Source organism: Paenibacillus sp. FSL K6-0108 (assembly GCF_045040695.1).
GTDB lineage: Bacteria > Bacillota > Bacilli > Paenibacillales > Paenibacillaceae > Paenibacillus > Paenibacillus pabuli_B.
In genome coordinates, this window is sequence record NZ_CP150288.1 from 3826712 (window position 1) to 3851198 (window position 24487).

The 24487-nt window shown below is 40.4% G+C and carries 17 protein-coding genes and 6 pseudogenes; 8 read left to right on the plus strand and 15 right to left on the minus strand.

What is annotated here, in order from left to right; all coding sequences use genetic code 11:
* Positions 1-338 precede the first annotated feature (338 nt).
* The 3 genes from MHB49_RS17270 to MHB49_RS17280 form a co-directional block, all read right to left on the minus strand.
* Positions 339-641, minus strand: a complete 303-nt coding sequence (locus MHB49_RS17270; RefSeq protein ID WP_405152294.1) for a hypothetical protein — start codon at positions 639-641, stop codon at positions 339-341.
* A 245-nt stretch (positions 642-886) separates the two neighbouring features.
* Positions 887-1879: an alpha/beta hydrolase gene (locus MHB49_RS17275; protein WP_405152295.1), complete on the minus strand. Its 993-nt coding sequence runs from the start codon at positions 1877-1879 to the stop codon at positions 887-889.
* The gene (locus MHB49_RS17280) at positions 1876-2007 is read right to left on the minus strand and encodes a hypothetical protein (protein ID WP_405152296.1); all 132 of its coding nucleotides are present in this window, start codon (positions 2005-2007) and stop codon (positions 1876-1878) included. The genes MHB49_RS17275 and MHB49_RS17280 overlap by 4 nt, the downstream gene beginning before the upstream one ends.
* 127 nt (positions 2008-2134) lie before the next feature.
* On the opposite strand from MHB49_RS17280, the gene MHB49_RS17285 reads away from it, so the two are divergent.
* Positions 2135-2641, plus strand: a complete 507-nt coding sequence (locus MHB49_RS17285; protein ID WP_405152297.1) for a TetR/AcrR family transcriptional regulator — start codon at positions 2135-2137, stop codon at positions 2639-2641.
* Between the two features lie 364 nt (positions 2642-3005).
* Here the strand turns inward: MHB49_RS17285 and MHB49_RS17290 are convergent.
* Together MHB49_RS17290 and MHB49_RS17295 are read right to left on the minus strand one after the other, a co-directional pair.
* Positions 3006-3164, minus strand: a pseudogene (locus MHB49_RS17290) (nitroreductase family protein); the annotation flags it as partial.
* Between the two features lie 568 nt (positions 3165-3732).
* Positions 3733-4332, minus strand: a complete 600-nt coding sequence (locus tag MHB49_RS17295; RefSeq protein ID WP_405152298.1) for a TetR/AcrR family transcriptional regulator — start codon at positions 4330-4332, stop codon at positions 3733-3735.
* A gap of 192 nt (positions 4333-4524) precedes the next feature.
* Here MHB49_RS17295 and gap point away from each other — a divergent pair, with 192 nt between their 5' ends.
* The 6 genes and pseudogenes from gap (at position 4525) to MHB49_RS17325 (ending at position 9517) form a co-directional block, all read left to right on the plus strand.
* Positions 4525-5535: a type I glyceraldehyde-3-phosphate dehydrogenase gene (gene gap, locus MHB49_RS17300; protein ID WP_405152299.1), complete on the plus strand. Its 1011-nt coding sequence runs from the start codon at positions 4525-4527 to the stop codon at positions 5533-5535.
* A gap of 220 nt (positions 5536-5755) precedes the next feature.
* Positions 5756-5995 (plus strand): NifU family protein, encoded by a 240-nt coding sequence (locus MHB49_RS17305; protein ID WP_163753924.1) that lies wholly within the window; start codon positions 5756-5758, stop codon positions 5993-5995.
* A 210-nt stretch (positions 5996-6205) separates the two neighbouring features.
* Complete coding sequence (locus MHB49_RS17310) at positions 6206-7195, plus strand: aldo/keto reductase (RefSeq protein WP_405152300.1); 990 nt, start codon at positions 6206-6208, stop codon at positions 7193-7195.
* Between the two features lie 321 nt (positions 7196-7516).
* A pseudogene (locus tag MHB49_RS17315) lies at positions 7517-8071 on the plus strand (DUF2306 domain-containing protein).
* Positions 8072-8128: 57 nt separating this feature from the next.
* Positions 8129-8221, plus strand: a pseudogene (locus MHB49_RS17320) (sugar ABC transporter permease); the annotation flags it as partial.
* Between the two features lie 105 nt (positions 8222-8326).
* Complete coding sequence (locus MHB49_RS17325) at positions 8327-9517, plus strand: MFS transporter (RefSeq protein ID WP_405152301.1); 1191 nt, start codon at positions 8327-8329, stop codon at positions 9515-9517.
* Positions 9518-9678: 161 nt separating this feature from the next.
* Here the strand turns inward: MHB49_RS17325 and MHB49_RS17330 are convergent.
* From MHB49_RS17330 to MHB49_RS17375, 10 genes and pseudogenes are all read right to left on the minus strand, one after another.
* A pseudogene (locus MHB49_RS17330) lies at positions 9679-10120 on the minus strand (nitrilase-related carbon-nitrogen hydrolase); the annotation flags it as partial.
* A 1317-nt stretch (positions 10121-11437) separates the two neighbouring features.
* Positions 11438-12379 (minus strand): tetratricopeptide repeat protein, encoded by a 942-nt coding sequence (locus tag MHB49_RS17335; RefSeq protein WP_063563818.1) that lies wholly within the window; start codon positions 12377-12379, stop codon positions 11438-11440.
* Between the two features lie 82 nt (positions 12380-12461).
* Positions 12462-17054, minus strand: a complete 4593-nt coding sequence (locus MHB49_RS17340; RefSeq protein WP_405152302.1) for a DNRLRE domain-containing protein — start codon at positions 17052-17054, stop codon at positions 12462-12464.
* A 42-nt stretch (positions 17055-17096) separates the two neighbouring features.
* A complete protein-coding gene (locus MHB49_RS17345; RefSeq protein ID WP_405152303.1) occupies positions 17097-17603 on the minus strand; it encodes a hypothetical protein in 507 nt (168 codons plus the stop codon).
* Positions 17543-18012: pseudogene (locus tag MHB49_RS17350) on the minus strand (hypothetical protein). Before MHB49_RS17350 ends, MHB49_RS17345 begins: the two are co-directional and overlap by 61 nt.
* 727 nt (positions 18013-18739) lie before the next feature.
* Positions 18740-19909 (minus strand): MFS transporter, encoded by a 1170-nt coding sequence (locus MHB49_RS17355; protein WP_405152304.1) that lies wholly within the window; start codon positions 19907-19909, stop codon positions 18740-18742.
* 319 nt (positions 19910-20228) lie between these two features.
* Positions 20229-20412: pseudogene (locus MHB49_RS17360) on the minus strand (HPP family protein); the annotation flags it as partial.
* Complete coding sequence (locus MHB49_RS17365; RefSeq protein WP_405157160.1) at positions 20409-20495, minus strand: S-layer homology domain-containing protein; 87 nt, start codon at positions 20493-20495, stop codon at positions 20409-20411. The pseudogene MHB49_RS17360 and the gene MHB49_RS17365, both read right to left, overlap by 4 nt.
* A 408-nt stretch (positions 20496-20903) precedes the next feature.
* A complete protein-coding gene (locus MHB49_RS17370) occupies positions 20904-22229 on the minus strand; it encodes a replication-associated recombination protein A (RefSeq protein WP_405157161.1) in 1326 nt (441 codons plus the stop codon).
* Between the two features lie 118 nt (positions 22230-22347).
* Positions 22348-23232 (minus strand): AraC family transcriptional regulator, encoded by an 885-nt coding sequence (locus tag MHB49_RS17375; RefSeq protein WP_405152305.1) that lies wholly within the window; start codon positions 23230-23232, stop codon positions 22348-22350.
* Between the two features lie 365 nt (positions 23233-23597).
* On the opposite strand from MHB49_RS17375, the gene MHB49_RS17380 reads away from it, so the two are divergent.
* Positions 23598-24443, plus strand: coding sequence for a radical SAM protein (locus tag MHB49_RS17380; protein ID WP_405152306.1), 846 nt, complete (start codon positions 23598-23600; stop codon positions 24441-24443).
* Positions 24444-24487 lie beyond the last annotated feature (44 nt).

The following is a 24487-nucleotide window of genomic DNA, read 5'->3' on the forward strand; positions in this document are numbered from 1 at the left end:
CCCTTTGCTGTAATCAACATCTCATCCTTTATCTGAGCCATCTAAATAATTCAAATGGTAGCATCCTGTTCAGCTTTGAACAGGATGCTACCATACCTAATTTACATTTTTGATAATTTCCCCTGTATCTCTTCCCATATCTCTTTATATTGCTTTTTTAACACGTTATCACTAATATTTGCTATCGATTCCTGTAAAAAATGATCTAATTCATCCAAAAGAATGATTTGCAGCCCACTGATATAATTCCTCTACCACTTCCTGCTCACTTCTCTTCCCTGCCATATCAAACTAAGCATTGATGACTGTACCAATTTATCAAGAACCCAATCTCAACGTTAGCCGTCACAGCTGATTTCCGACACAACCATATTGGGAAGTCGAGCTTCTTCTCTCTCCTGATAGTGTTGCTGATTAACAGATAAATCAAGAACCGTGAACGGGGGAGTCGCCACCCATGCATGAGCTGCATCAAACTCTCCTTGATCGACTGGCCAAAAATACTTCGAACGGATATTCAAATCAAAAGAGAAGTTAATGGTCAGGGCGCCTTTTAAGCTGTAACTCCAGAAATCTTCAAATTCAAGCACCTTGGATAGCATCATTAAAGTGTTGACGCATGCACCTTTCTCTCCGTCCACAGCCAGTTCCTCGCGAATGAGTTTACAAATTCTCGGGCATACTGGCTCTGCACTGGCCCGGAGTACACGTTAAACCCCATTTTTCACCATACGAAGCCTTCCCTACATACTAAAAAAGTTATATACGGATCTCGCCAACAAAACGTGGAAAACTTAAGTTAGAAAAAAAGATCAAACAATCTGAGAATTCCATACATTAAGGAACCAGCTTGTTTGATCTTTTTAATATTTTATTTAAAATGCCCTTAATTTTTAACAGGCATATATTTTTCCAGATATGCCTCTACATTTTGCATATATTCCAAATACTTTTTATTGTCATTCTGTAATCCATGACCGGAATGCTCTAAAACAGTGTATTCATGTGGTACATTGTACTGATTGAGTGTATCATTCAGACGAACCGATCCATCATACGGCTGGAATTTGTCGTGCGCTCCGTATGCCATAACGGTTGGTACCGTATTCTTGTTTACCCATGAAAGTGCGGAGATATCCTTAATCGTTCCATCATATTCTGTTGTCCCGAACATATCAGGTGTGATCTGCTTACCTGACATTTTACTAAACAGGTTTGCTGCCGCTTCCTTGTTTTGGTCAAAGCCATAGCTCTTCCAGTCTTCCGGATAAAAGCTCGACGGTCCTACAGCCTCAAATACCATACGGACAGGAACCGGCGAAGTGTCCGCATCACGATAGCCATAAAGTAGAGCCAGAGCGCCTCCTGCCGAACCACCGGAAATCGCCATTTCATCAATATTATATCCGAGCTTCTTAGCTTCTTCAATTACATACGGCATACTGTCCTTGACCTCCATAGACTGTGTGTAGATATTAGCATCCGGATTCTTTTCATTAAATAATGTGTAATTGATACCGGCAGCTACATAGCCTTTTGAAGCAAGCCACTGTAACATCCCTGCGTCATCTGCCTTATCGCCGCTGGTAAATCCGCCTGCATGAAGATAAACGACCAGACCATAGTTTTTCTTTGTATTATCTGCCGGTAAATAGAGATCAAACTTCTGTGCGTCCCCTTTACCATAAGCTAAGTCCTTATGCGCAGTTCCAATTTTTTCATTCCAGGCAACCGAATATTTCTTCAAGGCTGCTGGCTCATACGTCATTTTAAAAACTACAGATCCTGCGAAAGACACAATGAACGCCAGCACACACAAAATTGCAAACTTCACCGTCTTTTTCCCTCTCTTTTCTAACTTCTCACTTTTTATATTCATAAGAAATTACCTCCAAATAACGTTCCTCCAAGCATAAAGTTCAGTACAGCTCGGACAGCCAACCTTCCAAAAATAAAACCGACAATAATTATGATTGCCAGAATGATCCATCTCTGTTTTGTCATCATTTGTTTTTCCTCCTTGACTTCCTGTATAAACTTTTGTACTATTTTCGACGAGACAAATGTACCATCCATTTCGTATTGAATCAAGCATTTATCAAAAATGGTACAAATGAGGAGGTATTGTTCCACCGTGGGCAATAAGGACAGAAACAGTTTGGTCAAACAACAGATCACCGATGCGTTTCTTCAATTGCTGGAAGAAAAGACAACAATGGAAATAGCGATTCACGAGATTACAAAGACTGCTGAAGTCAGCCGCAATTCGTTTTACCGCAATTATACGGACAAGGAGGATATTCTTCTTCAGTACCTGAAATCCATCCTATTGAACTGGCAGACAGAATGGGATTCAAGGAATTCGGATTCCAATGCAGAACTTTTCGGAAATCTCTTTGCTAAATTGAAGAGTAAGGCTTCTCTATTTATACTCTTAGAAAAGAGGAATCTGTTTCATCTATTTCGGGAAGCGTACATTGAACTCTACGGTCCTTCAAAGGAAACAGATAACATGATTGCTTATACGATGTCTTTTGTCGCAGGTGGGGTGCTTGCATGGATTGAAGAATGGATTGCACGCGGAATGCAGGAATCTGCCGAAGTCATGAGCAGTATGCTCAACACACATGGAATGAAATAACTGATTAGATTTTCTGATGGATTTATCAGGAATTTCCTCCTGAAATTTTTATGAAAATCAATTTCCTTTCTGATAGTCAATATGCAGCTTTTAATGGGTTAGTCACTCAGAAAAGACCCACTACTCGTATAATGTGAACATTTTCATGTATTATGGTGCTTAATGAAGCTTTAAGTGCCTGTGACAAATGTTTAGATATACGTCTAATCGGTAATCGGACTATGTTCTTGTCCATTTCGGCAATCGGTACAAGTTCTTGTCCTTAGCTTGGGACAAGAACTTGTACCGATAAAATAAAAAAGCCGCTAAATTAGCGACTTCAATGGGAATATGTTCTTGTCCCTCTACAATAATTGGATTCCTTAATGTGAATGAAGTGGCTTGATGTAGGCAGCTGTCTTTGAGCACCTCCAGCAACCGGTTTTAATTTCTCACGCAGTTCTTGTTCTTGAACCACAACAAATCTCCACGGCTCTAGACCGAATGAACTGGGCGACAATCTTCCCGTCTCCAGAATGAAGTGCATTCCGGCAATCGGTATAAGTTCTTGTCCTTTGCTCGGGACAAGAACTTATACCGATAAAATAAAAAAGCCGCTAAAATAGCGACTCCATTGGGAACATGTTCTTGTCCCCCGACAATTTTTGCTTTCACCAGTTGCAATGGTTCCCTACCAAAGTCCCTACCCATGACACAAAGTAAAAAAATGATTTAACCTTATGAATACTCATTCCTTAACGCAAAAAACCCGGAGTACATCCTAGTCGCAGACCGGTCATATGGCAAACATAAACAGTTTGACCGCTACCAGAAACAAGAAAATCGGTAGTGCATTGTCATTCGGTTCCGCGATCATACCACCTTTCCCCTTCCAACGCCATGGGTATGCGAACGTCCCTTAGGGAAGCATTGAGCAAGATTTGATCTGCCAGTTAGGGAAAAACAAGGCCCTTTCCAAAAACCGGTTGAGTCTGCATACGGTCAATAACCCCGGTTGACCAGCTACAAATACTTTTATGTCGATATACCTCCAAAATGTTGAGGGAGATCATAAAGCATCATATTCTCTCTACGCTTCTAAGCACAACTGATTAACTATTTTTCAAACAACAATTCTGTAAATAGAATGCAAAGCATGCTGTATTCATTTGCATATGTTTATTATCCCCATCTAACTTGCTGAGTAAAATGCCTCCTTCGAGCAAGGAAAAGGCAAATGAAGCAAGTGCATCTGCATTCATATCCTCCTTAAACTCCCCACTATATATTCCGTTAAGAATTATACTCTTTATCATATCCAAATGGTTATGCAGCCCTAGTCTTGCCCGATCTCGAAGTTCCGTATGAGTATCGTCACTTTCTACTGCTGTATTCTGCATAGGGCATCCGCCAACAAATGGTGGATTACCAACAACATCTTCATAAACACTAAAAAAAGCAAGTAACCGCCCTGACGCAGACTGCTCCCGTTCGACCGCCTCAGCAAATTTGCTGACAACTATACTGGCGGCGTAGTTGTAGGCTTCAAGCGCAATCTCATCTTTATTTGTAAAATGTCGATAGATGCCCCCCTTCTTAATCCCGGTGTCGGCAATAATATCGTTTAACGATGTACCGGCATAACCTCTTTGATTAAAGATTGCTGCCGATTTCATAATAATGTGCTCTCTTGTTCGATCTCCTTTTTTCATAGCTTCCTCCGAATGATCTTATTCTAATCTAACATTATATCAAATTTTACGGCCGAAACCTTGCCAATGTCATAAATCTTGATATAATAAAGGTACCGATCGGTATCTTTTTTTTAAAAACAAACCATTCCAAAGGCAAATTGGACAAAAAAATGGGGAATGGATTTCGAACGAAAACAGGAGGTTTATTCAATGAGCATAAAAGTAGGCATTAATGGTTTTGGGCGAATCGGTAGACTCGCTTTCCGTCGAATTCAAGAGGTGGAAAATATCGAGGTTGTAGCGATAAACGATTTAACTGACGCAAAAATGCTGGCGCATCTGCTCAAATATGATACTACACAAGGCACTTTCCATGGTGATATCGAAGTTCATGTTGGAGCCTTTACTGTTAACGGTCAAGAAATTAAAGTGCTGGCTCACCGTAACCCTGAAGAAATCCCATGGGGCGAGCTTGGCGTAGATATCGTACTCGAATGTACAGGTTTCTTCACCACCAAAGAAAAGGCCGAGCTTCACCTGAAAGGCGGAGCAAATAAAGTTGTTATTTCCGCTCCGGCAACAGCCGACATGAAGACCATCGTGTATAACGTAAACCATGAAACACTGGACGGAACGGAAACCGTCATTTCCGGTGCTTCTTGCACAACGGTCAGTCTGGCTCCCATGGCTAAAGCTCTGAACGATAAATTTGGAATTCAATCCGGGTTGATGACAACCGTTCACGCCTATACAGGCAACCAGAATACCCTTGATGCGCCAGATTCAAAAGGAAACTTCCGCGCAGCACGGGCTGCAGCAGAGAACATTGTTCCTTACTCCACCGGTGCTGCTAAAGCCATTGGCCTCGTTCTTCCTGAACTGAAGGGCAAACTTGATGGTGCATCTCAGCGTGTACCTGTGCCAACAGGCTCCGTAACAGAACTCGTAGCCATTTTGAACACGAAGGTAACGGTTGAGGAAGTTAACGCTGCTATGAGAGAAGTATCAGATCCAGAAACATACGGATACACGGAGGACGAGATCGTATCTTCCGATGTTAGAGGAATGACATTCGGGTCTCTTTTTGATGCAACTCAAACAAAAGTTCTAACCGTTGGCGACCAGCAACTGGTGAAAACTGTTGCCTGGTACGATAATGAAATGTCTTACACCGCGCAACTGGTTAGAACATTAGAATACTTTGCAAAACTCGCCAAGTAACATCATTGCAGTTCTTCTTTACCCTAGCTGCAAGCATCAAAAGAGCAGGGTTTATATGCACTGTACGGAAAGCTGCATAAGCAGGAGCAAGATCGGTACTTCCGATTTCTAGAAAGTTATTCCAGGTGAAGAGTTAAGTTTTATCAAGACATGATTGATGAATTAGAGAAAATGCGAACGGTGAAGCTGATAGCACAGCCTCTATGAAAGGAGTCATGAAATGAGAGATTCTGAGGAATTGTTCAAAGATGTAGATGATGTATTGAGAAAACTGCGTCCTTATTTAAACCGCGATGGTGGAGATGCCGAATTGGTTCAAGTTAAGGATGGAGTGGCTAAACTAAAATTCTTGGGAGAGTGCAACGGCTGTCCTAGTGCAACGATCACATTGAAGGCTGGCATAGAACGTGCCATTTTTGAAGAAGTAGATGGCATTCATGAAGTCGTTCAAGTCTTCTAGAGAAAGGGTGACCAAACAAACTACTTCCTTGCTGACATACGTTTGGACCTGCCTTTTCGCTACAATAAGAGCGTAAACCAAACTTGAAACGAATGCAGCTTTATGATGAAGATTGCGCTAGATCCAACAAAAGTATGCGCTTCCGGAAAAAACGGTTTTTCCAAGTGCTTCAAAGGATCACGTTTCAAATCACATTTAGGAGGAACATTCATGTATAATGCCAGCTCCACCCGATATGACAAGATGACATATAACCGTACTGGCCGCAGTGGCCTGCTCCTGCCAGCTATTTCGCTAGGTCTGTGGCATAACTTTGGCGGGATCGATAACTTCGAGAACGGCAGAGCGATGGTGAGAAGAGCCTTTGATCTGGGAATCACCCATTTTGATTTATCCAACAACTACGGGCCTCCTGCCGGTTCCGCAGAAGAGACTTTCGGACAAATCCTGAAGAAGGATTTAGCCGCTTATCGTGATGAACTGATTATCTCCAGCAAAGCCGGATATTATATGTGGCCAGGCCCTTACGGAGAATGGGGCTCCAAGAAATATCTCGTATCCAGTCTGGATCAAAGCTTGCAACGGATGGGACTGGATTATGTAGACATTTACTACCACCACCGCCCAGACCCTAACACGCCGCTGGAAGAAACGATGTCTGCATTGGATCTGCTTGTTCGCCAAGGCAAGACCCTGTATGTCGGCATTTCGAATTACAGTGCGGAAGATACCCGCAAAGCATCGCAAATCCTGCGCCAGCTCGGAACTCCATGCCTGATTCATCAGCCGAATTACTCGATGCTGTCCCGCTGGATTGAAGGCGGCTTGCAGGATGTACTGGACGAAGAAGGTATTGGAAGCATCGTGTTCTCACCGCTGGAAAAAGGCATCCTGACTGACCGTTATCTAAACGGCATCGCAGCCGATTCCCGTGCCGCCGGACCAAGTGTCTTCCTTTCTGAAAAAGAGCTTACGGATGATGTCCTCGGTAAAGTACGGAAACTGAACGATCTTGCCGCTGCTCGCGGACAGAAAATGTCGCAGTTGGCTCTCTCCTGGGTGCTACGCGGCGGCAGAGTGACTTCCGCCCTGATTGGAGCCAGCAAGGTAAGCCAAATTGAGGATGCGGTCGCCTCCTTGAATGCACCGGAACTTAGTGCAGAAGAGCTGGAGCAAATCGAAGCCATTTTGCCCGGATAGTTTACTTTTCAATATGGAGGGCGGGGACAACGGTCCCCGCTTATTCTATTCTATCTACAGCCCATGCATGGGCTTGCGCTCTACTGAGCCTTTACACTCTACTCCTTGTTCATCCCTTTTCATTACAAGTTTATATTCCGGATCGCGCTGATGACTCTAAATAACATGTAATGGAGTTGCGCCATGACGATTAGTCGCAGTCTCTTGTTCTCGCTTAATTGCTGTTTTTTCATTTCACTGTTCACATTCGCCGGTTTCCATTTTGCCCGGTTGCGCAGTCAACGTGATTCTCGCCGATTGATAGGTAACGCGCCCAGGCTGATGAACACTAAAAGTGCTTTCCGCCTCCTGATTACCGTTGCTGTAGCCTTCGTCTTCTGGACGCTCTTGAATCGTTTCGCCCTGGATCCGGATGCGTCGGTTTTTTTGAGCCACAAGACCAAGCTCATCCGTCCGATGAATTTACCTGTCTGGCTAACTATGCTGAACGTTCACGTCATCTTCGCCTGCATCGCAATCGCTGCGGGAGTCATAAACTTTGCTAGTGCCAAGCTCCGTAAGTACCGGAAGATGCATCGTATTCTCGGCTACGTCTATGTCGTCGCCGTACTGGCCGTATGCATCACATTAGGCTATATGGCTCCTTTTGCGACCGGAGGCAAGGTCGTGAGTATAGCCTTCAATTTGCTTAATATCATTTAGATATTTATAACAGTGAGCGCATACTTGCATATTCGACAAGGACGGGTTGAAAACCACCGCCGCTGGATGATCCGCAGCTATGCGTTCTGCTTTACAAATCAGATAATACATACGCTTATGCTTCTCTTCATCAACGCGCTGGGAATGAGCTACGAGGTACGGCGAGTGTTATAGGAACGATCGTACTTCTTTTCTTGGCGGCGGAATGGACCATTCGGAGACGAAAGGCTGGCGAGCAGGCTTCGTAAAATATGGCATATTACTTTGCCTGGGATTAAGCCTACCATTGTTATTTTGCTAATTTTACAAATCGGGAAGATGCTCTGATGAATCTTTGATTATAGATTGATTCCTAATAGAAAAATATCAGTATATCTTTTTTCATTTTCACAGTAGTTATACAAAATAATATAAATAGGAGTGAATATTGTGTCTGTTACCAAATCAAAAGCATTTTTTATTTCCATCCTAGCTTTAGGGATTTTTGGAATCATTAATACAGAGATGGGCATTATCGGGATATTGCCACTCATTGCTGAAAACTTTGGAGTTAGCGTTTCAACTGCAGGCCTGCTTGTTAGCCTATTCGCACTCGCAGTTGCAATTTCAGGTCCTATCTTGCCATTGTTATTCTCAGGATTTAACCGTAAAGGTGTTATGCTTCTTGCTATCGGGCTATTTGTGGTTAGTAACGTTGTTTCTATGTTTGCCCCCAATTTTACAATAGCCTTAATAGCAAGAATTGTTCCTGCATTCCTACATCCGGTTTACGTGTCTGTTGCCTTTACTGCAGCTGCTTCCTCAGTTAGTCCAGAAATGGCTCCAAAAGCAATCGGTCGTGTATTCATGGGTCTCACCGCGGGTATGATTATTGGAATTCCAATTGCCTCTTTCATTGCGGACTATGCGAATCTTGAGATAGCGATGTTATTCTTTGCTGTTGTAAATGCTTTAACATTCTTGGCCATTCTTCTCTTTGTCCCTTCCCTTCCCGTGAAACAAAAACAGTCTTATGGCTCACAGGTTCGTATTTTGAAGAAAGGTGTTGTTTGGGCAGCCATCTTTGGTGCAATCTTTATCCTTTCTGGTATGTATGCAACATTCAGCTTCTTTGCAGAGTACCTTGGGCGTGTAACGGAAATGTCTTCAAATACGATTAGCTTAATGCTTATTCTATTTGGTTTAACAGGGATGATAGGTAATTTACTCGCAGGTAAATTACTTACAAATAATGCGTTAAAGACTGCCTTTGTCTATCCACTCGTGTTTGTTGGTAGTTATTTGGTACTATTCTTGCTCGGATCGTTTACTGTTCCCATGATACTTCTTATTGCTTTCTGGGGCGTATTGTTTACTTTTGGCCTTAATATCTCCCAGTACATGATCACTTCATCCGCGCCCGAAGCACCAGACTTCTCTAACGGTCTGTTCGTAGCATTTTCAAATCTTGGAGTTACCATTGGTACAATGGTTAGTGGTGCATTTATCAATGGCATGGGTATTCAAAGCGTCATGTGGGTAGGAATTGTCTTCTTGTTACTTGGGTTCTTATCTATCCTATTATTTATACCTCTTACCCGTAAGTCCAATATAAAAGATGCATCCAAGTTAGCAGCTTAATATCTCTCCAACAAAAAAGGTCCTGAAGCGTTTGGTATTCCAACCTAACGATTCAGGACCTTTTCTATTTATCAATCAAGGTTTTTAAAAGCAGGTGCTCCTAATTGTGGAGTTGAAGTGTTTTTTGTTATAGTTCTGTGCTTTTCCAATCTACAATTTGAAATCAAGCCACCTATTCTGCTGAACGGGGTATTGATGACATTTAACGTACTGCCATCCCCTTGCCCCCACAGGATACGTTCGGAGCCGGTAGGAACCAGCTTACGGTGCTTGCCCAGTAAAGTCCCGTCCGGCCTGATATAAAACATTATACAAAGTGCCCGTACTGAACTCCTGATCCCTCTCTAACACGCCGATAATCAAATAAACTTCCAATTCTTTTGCCAATTGGCCCAACATTTCAGTTTCGGATCCTGGAACGTCAATCGAACTTTCCCAGTAGCGCTGCCAATCTTTTCTCCCTTCCACTTTACGGCTGCCAACACGCATACCGAAGCTGAGACCCCGCGGATACCCGGGCAGGAATATCTCGGGGAACACGATCAGTTGCGCTCCTTGTCCGGCAGAGCTCCAAGTCCCGTCCCTGTTGTGAAGATGGTCCAATCCGTGCCGCTTTCGAGCAGACGAAATTAAACTATTTTAAACATTAAGTATTTTATAACATACTAAAACTCATATACAACTCTGAATTCCCGTCACGGAATTCGAAGTTGTATTTAATAAGTTGATTTTCGACTTTTAGAAACCATATTTTAAGGATATATCGAGCACTGTTACGCTTCCTAATTAGGCTACAGGAATATCGATAAAACCAGCACTGTCGGTATGTACTTTTAGAGAATTTATCATCACAAGCAAATAAAATAAGTTACGTTAACCTAATCCTTGAGTGTTCATGCGTCCGAAGCATCCCATTATGGTCATTTTGGACATTATTCGACTTTTATATGATGCTTCATCCTGCGACTTTAAAAGGATGAAAGTATTCCATAAAACGTAGTTTAATGAATCGAAGAGCAAGATACCAATTAGATATACACCTAATCGGTAATAGGAGCATGTTCTTGTCCCTAACAATGATCAAATCAGCACTAAGTGCGATATCTGCATATGTTTCCCCCTCCCGTGATCCAAAATCACATTCAGCCTCCTCCCCCTTTTCTTTGCTCAAGTGCTTGTTAACGAACTTGTTTGTCTATTTCATATGGGATTACAATTCCAGTGGAAATACCTCCTAGCGTTGAAGTTGGTCTCTTGATCATAATCCATCCTGTAGTCTGTTAATCGTTAAAAGAGACTCACTTCTACACTTAGATATTTATCTAATCGTAAATGGGAACATGTTCTTGTCTATTTCGGCAATCGGTACAAGTTCTTGTCCTCAACAGCTAGTTTCAGTCTGATATTTCGCATTTTTAATACCTAGCCGCTCGTGCTTAACCTCTCATCGTCTCAGTTCAATTTGAACATTTTCATGTGTTACGGTACTTAATGAGGCTTTAAGTGATATGCTAAATGATTAGATATACATCTAATCGGTAATCGGACTATGTTCTTGTCCATTCCGGTAATCGGTACAAGTTCTTGTCCTTGGCATGGGACAAGAACTTGTACCGATAAAATAAAAAAGCCGCTAAAATAGCGACTTCAATGGGACCATGTTCTTGTCCCTCGACATTTAGCCTAGCAGCCCCGATCTCAATCATAGAATGTGTTGAAGTTACATACCTAATCGGCATTGAAACAAAGTTGTTTCTATACCTTGCATACTTCGTGACCTTTAAATTTTGCGGTTTTTGACGTCGATTCACAGAATACGCATTGCCCTTTGTCTTTAATTAACGGAGCAAATTTGGATATTGGTAGGTAACTTTATGATGTCATTCGTACTCATTCAGTTTCTTTCATTGTTTCAATACTTTATGCCAATTTATTTTTTGCAATTATATTTTCAGGGTCAATTTTTAAGATGCGGATGTAACAAGCTCTTTCTTTTTCTATTAAATGGATCAAACTATAAATTTGAGCTAATAGTAACAAAATATCTATATCAATCGGGTCTAATGATGAGGCATGTTCTAATAGTTTAATTGAGGTCTCATAATTGCCTTGCCTCTCAAGCAACTTACCTTTGAAATAAAGCGCAACAGTATTATTTGGATCAAAACTTAATATTGAATCTAAATAATATGCTGTTAATTCAAATTGATTTTCTTCAAGATAAATTTTTGCGATTTGTAACCTTACATCGTAATCTTCAGGTTCTGATATTAGGATCTTTTTAAAATAGATAATAGCTTCCTCTTTTTTTCCCATATGCTTTAACACTAATGCTTTGTTATACATTGCATTAGTTGATGATGGATCTATCTGTAAAGCCCAATGAAATTCTTCGAGCGCTTCTTGATTATTGCCCAATTCATGAAAAATTAATCCTAGGTTAATATGGGCCTCTTCTTGATTAGTATTAAGTGCTAATGATTTTTGATAGTATTCTATTGCTTTCTTAAATTCCTCCTTTTTTTGATAACAAAGGGCAAGATAATACAGAGCATCTTCAGAATTTGAGTTTATCATTACTGCACGTTTACAAAAAATTAATGCATCTTCAATATTGCCTAATTGTAAATAGACATAACCTTTATTAAAGTATAATCTTTCCCATGTAGGGAATAGTCTAATTGCCCTGTCGTAAACTTCAATTGCGGCATTATATTCTTTTAACTCTGTAAGACATCTTCCCATGTAATTCAGTGTATCTTGGGTATCTATATTATCATTGAGAGCTTTTTTAAAGTAAACTAATGCTGCATCATAATTACCTTCTGCATAGTACTCTTCCCCTTGTTCAAAAAAAGTCATTTTTTTGCATCTCCTTTTTATAATATTGACCCCAACAAATAAGTTGTTGAGGTCAAAAATACTAAGATCAATTGATAATTAATCATCTATACATGTCCAAATCATTCCAACTTCTATTGTTATCATTTCTTTGATCTCTTTTATCTCGGTGTAATTCTTTTGTACTTTTTTCCCTTTGAGACCTTGAACCAAATTTATCATTTATTTGTTTCTTTTCTCTTTTTTTCGCCTCGCTCCCTCTCATTCTATCGTTCTTAGCCATTTTGTCTCTATTTGCGAAATACTGATATCCTTTTTTAATTCCATATCCTGCCGCTATACCAAGTCCTACTGCTGCAGTTACGCCCAAAGCGACTTCACCCACACCTGGTATCGCATACACACCAAGTGCCCATGCAAAATCTCCATTAGGATCAACACTGTTAATTGGATCATTGGCAGCATAAATGTACAAATTTGAATCGATTGGCTCAACATTATCTTGGCTAATAAAACGACCATCTTGTGGGTCGTAATATCGGTTGAATAGGTAAAACATATCCGTTTCTTCATCGAAGTAATAACCACTATAAGTGAATGGATTATATAAAGTTCCTGTCTTACTAGTTAAATTACCCCAAGGGTCATATGAATAGCTGGAAACGATATTACCATTAATATCGGTTAATCCTACTACATTTCCGTGTCCATCATAATTATAATAATACGTTTTTCCATTCTGTGTTTGACTTACCCGCTTACCCAAAACATCATACGAATATGATACATTTAATCCTGTTGTAATATTGTTTTCTACAATAAGATTTCCTGTACTATCTTCATACTGGTATTTGTAGTCATTAAGGATAGAACCAGTACTGCTTTTTACTATTTTCTCAGTCCGTTGCCCCTTAGCATTATAGCGGAACTCAACGGAGCTACCGTCTGGTTGTGTTTCTTTGGACAGCTTGTCATCCGTATTCCATTCAATATGAATACTACCTTGTTCAGTGAGTTGGCCTTTTTCGTTATACGAGTAGTTCAGAGTACCATTGGGTCCATTTACATTCGTTAATTGGTTCAAATTATTATACGTGTATTTGGTAACTCCAGTAGCATTTGTCATCGTTAAACGATTACTGGTGTTGTCATAAGAATAACTCGTTGTCCCTGTATTATCCGTATAATTTTTCAAACGACCAGTCTCATCAAATTCGTAACTAGATGAGGATGATAGGTTATTTGTTACGGTTTTGATTCGTCCATTCGAATCAAGATCATAAGAGTATCCCCATAATAATGTTGTCCCTTTTTTGTAATCAACATTCTTGAGTCTATTCGTATTATCATACGTTAGAGATTGGACTACACCATCGGCATCTGTCCGTTGGACTGAAGTGACATTGCCATTCGGATCATAACTAAGATCTTCTATAGTTTTTTGGTTAGAATCCTTGACTTGTTTAAGTTGATTTGCTTTATCATAAGAGAAAGACATTCCTTGCCCCCATCCATTCTGTGGGTTCCAGGCAATCAAATTTTGATTGTTGTCATATTGATAAGCAACTTGAGGTGAACTTTGTACTACCTGACTTTTAACATCATTTGTCGCTGTATGATCGTAGTTGGTTGTTTGGCTAGCACCTAGTACAGTGTCTTTTATCGATATAATATTTCCATTCGAATCATACGTAGGATCATAAACCATTTCGGGCGTGGAAGCACTGGCTGAAATTCTTTCATCTAGATTCTCGAGTTCATCAAGCCAATTATACTGATAATTTGAGACATGTCCATTTGGCTCCGTTACTTTTACCAATTGGTCTGCACCGTTATATTCCATCGTGGTGAATTGATTCGCTGCATCTTCACTAATAACTTGATTGATCCCTTGTGAATCATATTTGTAGACTGTTTTATTATCATCAGCATCCGTTGAAGACGTTCTATTTCCATACGAGTCATAGGTATAACTCGTGCTTTGCAATAATGGATTTGTAACTTTAAGAAAATCACCAAATATATTGAATTCATAGGTCGTCTTTTGATTTATGGCATCCGTATAACTCGTGCGGTTACTATAACTATCATATGTCGAGATTTCCTTATGTTGTTCTGGATCCATTGTACTTGTAATGTTACCATTGAGGTCATACGTGTTAATGGTATCATTACCTTTCGGATCAGTAATTACCAGCTTGTTATAATTATCATCCAAAGCAAAGCGGGTGACCCTTGATAACGAGTCGGTTATTTGGGTTACCACATAATTCGAATTCGAATTATATGTCGTTGTATTTCCATTCCGATCCGTAGCTGTTGACACAAAATTCGGTAAATCATATGAATATGTGGTTCCAGGTCGACTTGCTAAATCAGCATTTGCTCCCTCACCAAAAGGTTCTTGTACCTTCTGCAATAATTCATTATTGTACGTAAATGACGTTTTCCGTCCACTTGGATCTGTGACTGTCGTTAAGTGATGGCTCGAATCGTAGGAAAACTTGGTTATTCGATAATTGGTTGCATCTAAATAAGCATCAACATTTGCCAGATTGCCAGCGGTATCATACCCGTAGTTAATTTTACGACCAACGAAATCTGTGATATTAGAAATTTTCCCTGATACATTGTAATTCATCGTAGTGACCCGATTGCTAGGATCTGTTATAGAAGTAAGTTGGTTTGAGCTGTTATATCCATATGATATTTTATTTCCATGGAGATCTTGTTCATACAACAACTTTCCGGTATACACTTCTGTATAACTATCACCATTTGCATCAAAATGCAATTTTGTACCATCTTTATAAGTTAAGTCATAACCATTAACGGCTCCGTATGATTCGGTGGTTCGTGTGATTTTTAAATAAGTTCCCGGCGGAGATTGGTAACTATCGGAAGTTGAATTATAGGTGAATTCATGATAGGTACCGTCAGAATCTTTATAGACCAATTTACTCCGGTCATAACGCTCCATAATAGCTTCGCTGCCCGAATAAGACCAACCATATCCGAGTGGGGAATCTTCTAATGCTTTCGAATTATAGGTTCTTGTAAAGTCAACTCCCATACCACCACGGCCTTTTAGGCTTAGGTCATTATATTGGATAACATTGTTACCTGTAGTCATATTCGTATAGCTTCGACCACCGACCAAGTCATGGCTATCGTATGTCCAATACTTTTCAAGCCCAAGACGACTCCCGTTAAAATACGTAACAGACAGCATTGGGCGATTCGTTGCATTCAATGTAGAATCGCTCGAAATAAACTTTTTATACGAGTTTGTAGATTCAGATAAACTTTTCAACAAAATTCCGTAGTTTGCACTTCTCCATTTATCAATTTGATTTGTGACATCCCATTTATAATTAACCCCAAGATCAGTTAGATAACTAACTTGATTTGAATCTAATAAAGTGCTTTTGTAGTCGCCCCCCTTATTAGTCCAAGCTGTTGTTCCATTTGTGGTGTTCCAATTTGTGCTTTCCTCTAACCAGGACTTGCTTAGTTCGTATGCACCAATTTCAACATTAGTGTCATTAGCCACGCTGGAAAGCCATAAATTCACATCGGCGCTTAAGATATTTGCACCCACTGGAATCGATGAAACATTAAACTTTAATAAAGATCGAATGACATTGTTTTGCGTGGAGTCTTTGTATAATCCAACGCCTAATGAGGTTTCGGTTCCACCGGTTTGTGTTGGGAAATAACTGCGGATGTTGGTGTCATTCCCGTCGGCTGCATTTGGCTGAAACCGGATAATTGTAGGATCAATCGTTACGGGATAGACCCTCTTAGGATTTTCAAGCCAGGCTCGGTCAGGAATGATGTCAACAAAATATGTAGAGCCTCGTTTAACCAATTTCATATTCACGTCATAGGAACGTGCTTCCTCAGGAATATCATCAGATTGTTCTATCTTCTTGTACCCTTCTGGAATATAGGAATCATACATAAACGGTTGTTCAATATAAAAGACTTTTAAGTGGCTTTTCTTATCAACAAAATAGATTTTCCCGGTACTATCTTGTTCCATACCCAAACCTTTTATTTTGAATTTATATGTGAACTTTACTGGCGAGGAAGCGGAAGGTGCCTTATCCAGAACAATATCTTCCTTTAATTTGCGGTCCTCAACTGTGTAATTTATATTGGTGTTGTCATACAAGTTATTGAAACTTAACTTATTATTCTTGTAAGAAGCAGCACCTTCATGGGAATTTTTAACAAATCCAGAGTCTAGATTGTCAGATTGTGATGCGGGGTCCATCACAATGGATAAACCATCCATACCAATGGTAACTAGATTTTTGTCTAAATTGCGCTTTTGAAACTTTACTTCAAAATCGTTTGATTTATTTTTTATGACGTTATTGTTAGTATCCACAATCAAATTATTATCAAATCTACTCCATTTATTGTTGTTACTTTTATAATGAATGGGCTCTTGATATATTTGTGTTGTCAATGTTCCGTTTGAATTCAGAAATGTCTCCGAATCCTGGGTCCGACGATCCTCCAGTTCAACTCTAGATGTGGTGATTTTTTTTGATAGAGTAGCTGGAACAGAACTTGCTGCATTTGCCTTCAGCGCTTCCGTTGGAATTGTTTGAACGGCAATTGTGATTGCCAGAAAAAGCGATAATCCTCGGTAATACTTTTTTTTGTTTCCTTCAAATAAACTCATGTGATATTCCCCTCGCGTTTTTTCTAAGATGCATGACTAAATTTATTCTCTAATTTTTCCTCCTTGCACATCGTAACGATTTCGAGCTTTAGCGCTCTTTAATAATTCAAGGGCTGTATCTGCAACATTAAACGAATCACGGACCACTTGATCTGCATGTGGGATAGCCTTGGTTAGTAGCACAATTTCATCTAACTTTTCATCTGCAAAGGCCAAGGCACCCAAAAGTTCTTCTTCAAGTTTTGACTCGGTTTCTTTCGACACAGGCACATGTAACAAACTGCAGGAGGATTGAATAATCAAACGGTCTGTGGATACAAGACTAACCAACTCTTGCAGTAAATGCTGCTTTTGGTTTAGATCAGCACGCCAGATACCTCTTCCATCAATGACTCCAGCTCCCAGTACTTTATCGTTAGGGAAACCGTGTTTCCGAATGGAGGTCATATTACCGTGTAAGCCGTGAGCCATATCCATTCCAATTCCTTCTACTGGCAGTGAAATGATGTTGAGATAGTTTTCGATGGATTCAAAGTACGACTGAAACATGATATGAAGAGAAGGGACAGCTTCTGCGAATACGCTATAGTTTTATTTAATCGTTCTAAGTCTGCTTCATGAAGGTTCGCTACAACGATGGGTTCATCCATTTGTACCCATGTAACGCCCTCCTTCTCAAGCTCCTGAAGGATCTGAACATAAATGGGGATTAAAAGATCTAGCCATACATCTGTTTCGTTTTCGGCATACCCTTTTGATAATTTCAAAAAGGTCAGTGGACAAACAATTTCCCCTCAATACCAAGTTTTTCCTTGGCTTCGCGATAAGCCTCTAAAGGACGGTTCTCCGTCAAAACCGGTACAGTATTGATCAATTCAAGTACAATATAGTGGTAGTTGGTGTTAAACCACTTTGTCATCTCACTGGCTGTTGCTTCCTTCGTACCTCTTGCCACCATTAATTAATTCTTCTCAAACATCGCGTAGTCTTATCTGCTCATGTTTATCCTCTTCTCAAGTCATTTTGAACATAAGAAGTTTATAACCTTGCTTCATATATTGCTATTTAAGTTTTGGCTACATATATTTTTTATTTAGATTTATATCTAATCGGTAATCGGAACATATTCTTGTCCTGAATAGCTTGTCAGTACCAATATTTCGCTTTCTTATTACCTATCTACGCGTGTAATAACTCTTATCGAGTCATTTGTTTCATAATGAATGTGAAAACTGTTCTGGAGTATGCTGCTTATTAGAGTTAATTAAATCGCTTTGTATTTAGATATGAACTTAATCGGCAATAGGACTATGTTCTTGTCCATTCCGGTTATCGGTACAAGTTCTTGTCTTTTGCTCGGGACAAGAACTTGTACCGATAAAATAAAAAGCCGCTATAAGAGCGACTTGAATGGAACAATGTTCTTGTCCCTCGACAGCTCGACCGCAATCTCATCCATCTGCCATTTTTGCCATTTGAATTCTATCTTATGTAATAATCCCTCCATTATACCGATTTTTAGGTGAAAATCGAAAAAAACGCCCGCCGGAAGGCTACGAATCGCTATCTTTGAGTTTGTCATTGCTCGGTTCGTCTTGACTGGCTGAGGCGTACGCATGTGCGTCGTTGTTACCCCATCAACGTTGGAGCGATCATAAAACGGCCTCTTTCCGGATGAGCAACCGTCAGCGGATCCCCATCTTACGAGCTCTGTTCGCCGTTTCAGTAGCAACGAACATAACACCGAAGAGCACGAGCAGAATGACGGGTACCCAGGACATCCCGAATCGGCCGGCCACCATGCCCGTCATTAACGGAATAAGCGTGGAACCCGTGTATGCGCTCGCCATCTGCAGTCCAATCACACTGGATGAGGCCTTTTCTCCAAACCGCTCCGGCGTAGCATGGACGATGCTTGGATAGATCGGCGCACCGCCCATGCCGACAATGAACAAAGCGCCTGCCGCACCCCAATGCGACACAGGCAAAACAAGGACAAGCAGGCCGAAGCAACCGATAAGCCCGCCATATCGTATCAGGTTTTTGCTCGAAACGCTCGTCGAAAGAAATCCCGAAAAGACACGGCCGATAATGATTCCGATATAGAAAAGGGACGTATAGGCAGCTGCCTTAGCGGGATCAAGCCCTTTGCCCGCGATCAAAAAGGAAGCGATCCACAATCCGGCAGCGGTCTCCGACCCGTTGTAACAAAGCATGGCCAGCATGGACGATTTTACGCCGCGAATGCGCACGGCTTCCCTGTTGCTGACCAGCTTTTGCGCATCGCTCTCTTCGATACTCCCTTTTTCGTATATCCGCCATAACGGCAACGATGCCAGCAGTGCGATGACGATTACCAGCAGAAGCATGCCGACTGTGAAGTATCCTGCACGCCAGTTGTTTCCACGGGTCAGCCAAAAGGACATGACAAACGGACCCGTCATGGCCCCAATCCCCCAAAAACAATGCAGCCAGCTCATATGCTTTGCTTTGAAATGCAATGCGACGTAATTGCTCAATGCCGCATCCACGCACCCAGCGCCAAGTCCCAACGGAATGGCCAAGAGGATCAAAAACACAAATTCGCTTGAAGCCGAAAAGCCAAGCAGCGCCAACGTTGTGAACAAAATGCTGATGAGCGTGACTTTTCCCGTGCCCAGCCTGTGCAACAATCTGCTTGCAAACAAACTGGAGATGACGGTACAGAAGGAAACGGTTAATGAGATGTAACCCGCCATTTCCGTCGTGGCGCCGATATCCTGCTTCATGACGGACCATGCGCTGCCAAGCAGCGCATCCGGAAGTCCGAGTCCGATGAATGCAAGGTAAATCAAGATGAGCAATAATGTAGCCATTTCAATTCTTTCCTCCATCTGTGTTCGTGATCGCCGTTAACGATCCTGTTGATTCCATTGTTATAACACAAATGTAATGATATTGATATTTTTCTTTACAATCTCCCTATATTTTGACGTATATTATCACTATTTTGATATATAGTCCAAAGACGTAAGTTCAAGTATGTATATCCGTCCTCAACTCTAGAAACTACACGGATCAATCACACTAGGGCACTGCGAATGCAGAAAACAAAAAAGAGAACTTCACGGATGTAAGTCCTCTTTCTTTGCACGTTCTGTATCGGTTCAAGTTAAATCCAACATGTTCCAAGCATCAATACCAAAAGGTTGGATATCTGCGCAATTTATCAAGATTGTTGATCACCAGCGCGACCAGCACGATCAGAATCGAACCCGTCAAACACCGGCATGAACAGGAACGACCAGCCGGTTCCGCCCAGCATGATGGCCAGCGGATTGGCGCCTGCAGGCGGATGGGTCGTTTTGGTAAGCATCATGGCTTGAAAGTATTATCTGGATATCCTTTTACTAATTTCTGTTCCATAGCCATCTTTACATCATCGGCTGCCCATACTGAAATATCCGATTCATCAGAAAATTGCTGTACGTTACTCCAAGTGAGGTAAGTATACTAAATAGCAATTTGTTATCTCCAGTCTTATTGTGTTTTTTGCTGACTGGGTTTTCTGAGCGAATAGTATTCATTTCAATCATCCATAAAGAGAAAATGATTAACTACTATTATTAAACTAACCTGCCCGTTAGCTTAATGAATTAACGGGCAAATAACGATTAGATACACACCTAATCGGGAATGGGACCATTTTCTTGTCCAATACGGCAATCGGTACAAGTTCTTGTCCTTGGCTTGCGACAAGAACTTGTACCGATAAAATAAAAAAAGCCGCTAAAATAGCGACTTCAATGGGAACATGTTCTTGTCCCTCGACAGTACAAGTGATTTTCTCCTATTTACAAAAGTTATCTATCATTTTTGATTGTTGTTCTGCTTGTGCCATGCTGAAATTTCTTCCATCCTTTGTTTAATTTTAAATTCAGACCCTTGTGTTGTCGGATGGTAATATTCGCGTCCGATCAGGGAATCGGGCATAGTCTGCATGGTTGTTAGCTTTTCTTCTGTGTCATGGGCGTACTGATACCCTTTCCCATAATTCAGCTCTTTCATAAGCTTCGTTGGAGCATTCCGAAGTTGCAATGGGACAGGTTCACTCATGGAATGTAAGGCATCTTTTTTCGCATAGCGATAAGCCAAGTAAGCGGAATTCGATTTAGGAGCCAGAGTCAGATAAATAACGGCTTGTGTTAGATGAACATCACACTCTGGCATTCCTATCAATTGACAGGCTTGAAATACCGAAACAGTGATTTCCAATGCCCTATTGTCTGCCAAACCTACGTCCTCACTTGCAAACCTAACCAGCCTACGAGCGATAAATAAAGGATCTTCACCTGATTCCAACATTCGTGACAACCAATAAATAGATGCATTCACATCACTATTTCGCATGGATTTATGCAATGCAGAGATGATATTGTAGTGTTCTTCACCATCTTTATCATATAAAAGTGATTTCCGATGAATAATTTGAAGCAGCCCTTCTTTGCTAATTAGAATGGCTTCATCTTGTTTCTCTCCATTTAGCACAGCCATTTCTAAGGTGTTTAGCGCCACTCTGGCATCGCCATTTGAATATTCTGCGATAGCAGAAAGTACCCCCTCTTCAAAACTGATCTTCTGATCTCCGTATCCTTTAGGATCCAAAATCGCTTTTTTTAATAATTCAACAATATCTTCACTGCTTAATTGTTGAAGGACAAATACTTTGCTCCGAGATAACAAGGCTGAGTTAACTTCAAACGATGGGTTTTCAGTAGTCGCACCGATGAGAATAATGCTTCCTTTTTCCACATACGGAAGAAAAGCATCTTGCTGTGCCTTGTTGAAGCGGTGAATTTCATCGATGAATAAAAGGGTTTTCTCCCCTAGCTGCCTGTTCCCCTCAGCTTCCTTCATTACATTCCGGATATCTTTAATACCGCTAGTTACAGCACTAAAATCAATAAACTTAGACTTGGTTTGATTAGCAATAATTTTAGCTAGTGTTGTTTTGCCAACACCTGGAGGACCCCAAAATATCATAGAAGACACTTGATCATTTTTAATCATATCTTGCAGAACTTTTCCAGGGCCAAGTAAATGTTTTTGTCCTATAAAGTCCTCCAATGATTGAGGACGCACGCGATTAGCCAACGGTCGATCATGTTCATTATCAAATAATGTTCCTTGTATCACAGTATCACTCCCTTTTGAACAACAAATGTGTGTCCTTAAAACTCTTGTAATGGTTATACCAAGTTCTTTTAGAGGTGTTCCCCATTCATGTACTTTAGGCATAATTAAAAATATATAATTAAAGGTTCTGCTTTCGGAATTCTACAGGCGTAAAGCCAGTTTCCCGTTTAAAAAATTTACTAAAGTGAGTCGTTTCTTGGAAGTTAAGCATTTCTGCAATGTCGCTAATCAAGTAATCTGTATGCATTAACAAACGTTTAGCTTCGAGACTAATTCGAGCTGATATGAAAGCTTTAGCACTTATTCCAACAGCTGAGACTGTAACTCGTGTTAACGTTTTTTCTGTGCAATTTAAAAGGGCTGCATAGTCACTTACATGATTTAATTGGGCATAATTTTTCTCCACTAATTCTTGAAACTTTAAAAACTTTTGTGAGACCTGAGAAGTAGAAGGAATTTTTTTTTGTTTTTGAATGAGGTTAAGCCAAGCTACAAATGCATAAAGCTGAAACCGTAACAAAATATGAACATCTTCTTTAGCTACTTGAATTAAGGAGTCTTGAACCATTTGCTCTATCAACGTGTTTGCTCGCTGCAGCTCGGTAGTATTTAGCGTTAAACCCTTAGGGGTTCTGCCAATATCAAACGTTAAATTGAGTTCGTTCAACGTAAGTGAAGTAGGAAGAAGAAATTCCTCACGGAAAAGAATAACCCATCCATCCCAGTTCTCATCGTTTCCAAAATTATGGACTTGTCCAGGTGTTACGACTATCAAAGTTCCTTCCTTACAAGGGATGGGCTCGAAATCGATCCATTGAGTACAAATTCCTTCGGTGACACAAATGAGCATATAAAACTCATAACGATAAGTGATTTTCATACTTTCCTCTGGGGTTCGCTCTTTGAGAGAAGATACACTAAAAATCTCCATATCATATGGATAAGAAAACACTGGTTTATAAATAAGAGGTCTTATTTTATTTTCCTGTTTGAATGAATCCAACGTTCACAGCAACCTCCCTTAAAAGCATTCGATAAATAAAAATGTCCTTAAAATATCATTAAATATCCCATTTTTGCCTTCATCATATCTAATTAATGACCTAAAATGATCATATCACATTTTTAGAACGAAACAAACTTGTAGTGGGTCAAAGTGACACACAATTCTGATGTGCAATACCTCAGGACAAAGTTTAGTCGTGTTATCAAATTTTAGTGGTATGGTTCTAACTTAATTTAACTAAAAAAAATGTTACGTTGTTGTCTCAGCAACGCAGCACATATTATCCGTAAATTAAATTTTCACGTTATTAGATAGCTCTTTAATTTAATTGAGGTTCAGCATTCACAATAAAGGAGGCTAACATGCAGGTTAATAGTATAACAGCAAAAAAAATCTTAACTGAAATGAAAGGAGATTCCTCTGTCGGTTTCACACATTCATTAAATCCGTATAGTGGTTGTGCTTTTGGATGTAGGTATTGCTACGTTAGAGAAATGCCTATTCAAAGGTATAGTGATACTCCATGGGGAGAGTGGGTAAGCATCAAAACAAATGCGGCCGATAATTATCGGAATGAGATAATCAATCTCTGCCGAAGAAATAAATCCATTAATCTTTTTTTATCTACTGCAACAGATCCCTATCAACCACTGGAACGGAAGACGCAACTAACTCGCTCTATTATAGAGGAAATGATCAAACACCCTCCAAATTTCCTTCAGATACAAACAAGAAGTCCTCTTGTCGTAAGGGATCTAGATCTCTTACTTGAACTAAATCAAAAATGTGAGGTCCTTGTCTCCATGACTATAGAAACAGATCGGGAAGATATGAAACGATTGTTCGCTCCCCATGCTCCAGGTATTAAATTACGCTTGAAGGCATTAAAAGAAGTGAATAACGTTGGAATTGCTACCCAAGCTTCCATTTCGCCTGTTCTTCCATTCACACCCGATTTTCCTAAAACACTGGAGTCTATCGTTGATCGGATCTACATCGACACACTTAACATTGGAGATGGAACAAGGGGGAAACGCTCCGAGCGCTTAGGTATGCCATTTTTGTTTAAAGAGAACGAGTTGTCTGAATGGTATCAGTTGGACATACACCTTAGAGTGAAAAAGTATTTTAAAAAGTTTTTTCCCGAAGAAATGATATTTGTTTCTTCCGATAAGGTGTATCCCTTAAAAGGAAAAGTATTTAAATAGTCGGGTCCTACCCTACTCTTGTGGATAGGAAAATAAAGGAGAAT

Coding starts and splice junctions, on each gene's coding strand:
- gap (WP_405152299.1), top strand. CDS start 4,525: ATGAGCATAAAAGTAGGCATTAATGGTTTTGGGCGAATCGGTAGACTC.
- MHB49_RS17310 (WP_405152300.1), top strand. CDS start 6,206: ATGTATAATGCCAGCTCCACCCGATATGACAAGATGACATATAACCGT.
- MHB49_RS17305 (WP_163753924.1), top strand. CDS start 5,756: ATGAGAGATTCTGAGGAATTGTTCAAAGATGTAGATGATGTATTGAGA.
- MHB49_RS17335 (WP_063563818.1), bottom strand. CDS start 12,379: ATGACTTTTTTTGAACAAGGGGAAGAGTACTATGCAGAAGGTAATTAT.
- MHB49_RS17345 (WP_405152303.1), bottom strand. CDS start 17,603: ATGTTTCAGTCGTACTTTGAATCCATCGAAAACTATCTCAACATCATT.
- MHB49_RS17275 (WP_405152295.1), bottom strand. CDS start 1,879: ATGAATATAAAAAGTGAGAAGTTAGAAAAGAGAGGGAAAAAGACGGTG.
- MHB49_RS17355 (WP_405152304.1), bottom strand. CDS start 19,909: ATGGCTACATTATTGCTCATCTTGATTTACCTTGCATTCATCGGACTC.
- MHB49_RS17280 (WP_405152296.1), bottom strand. CDS start 2,007: ATGATGACAAAACAGAGATGGATCATTCTGGCAATCATAATTATTGTC.
- MHB49_RS17295 (WP_405152298.1), bottom strand. CDS start 4,332: ATGAAAAAAGGAGATCGAACAAGAGAGCACATTATTATGAAATCGGCA.
- MHB49_RS17380 (WP_405152306.1), top strand. CDS start 23,598: ATGCAGGTTAATAGTATAACAGCAAAAAAAATCTTAACTGAAATGAAA.
- MHB49_RS17340 (WP_405152302.1), bottom strand. CDS start 17,054: ATGAGTTTATTTGAAGGAAACAAAAAAAAGTATTACCGAGGATTATCG.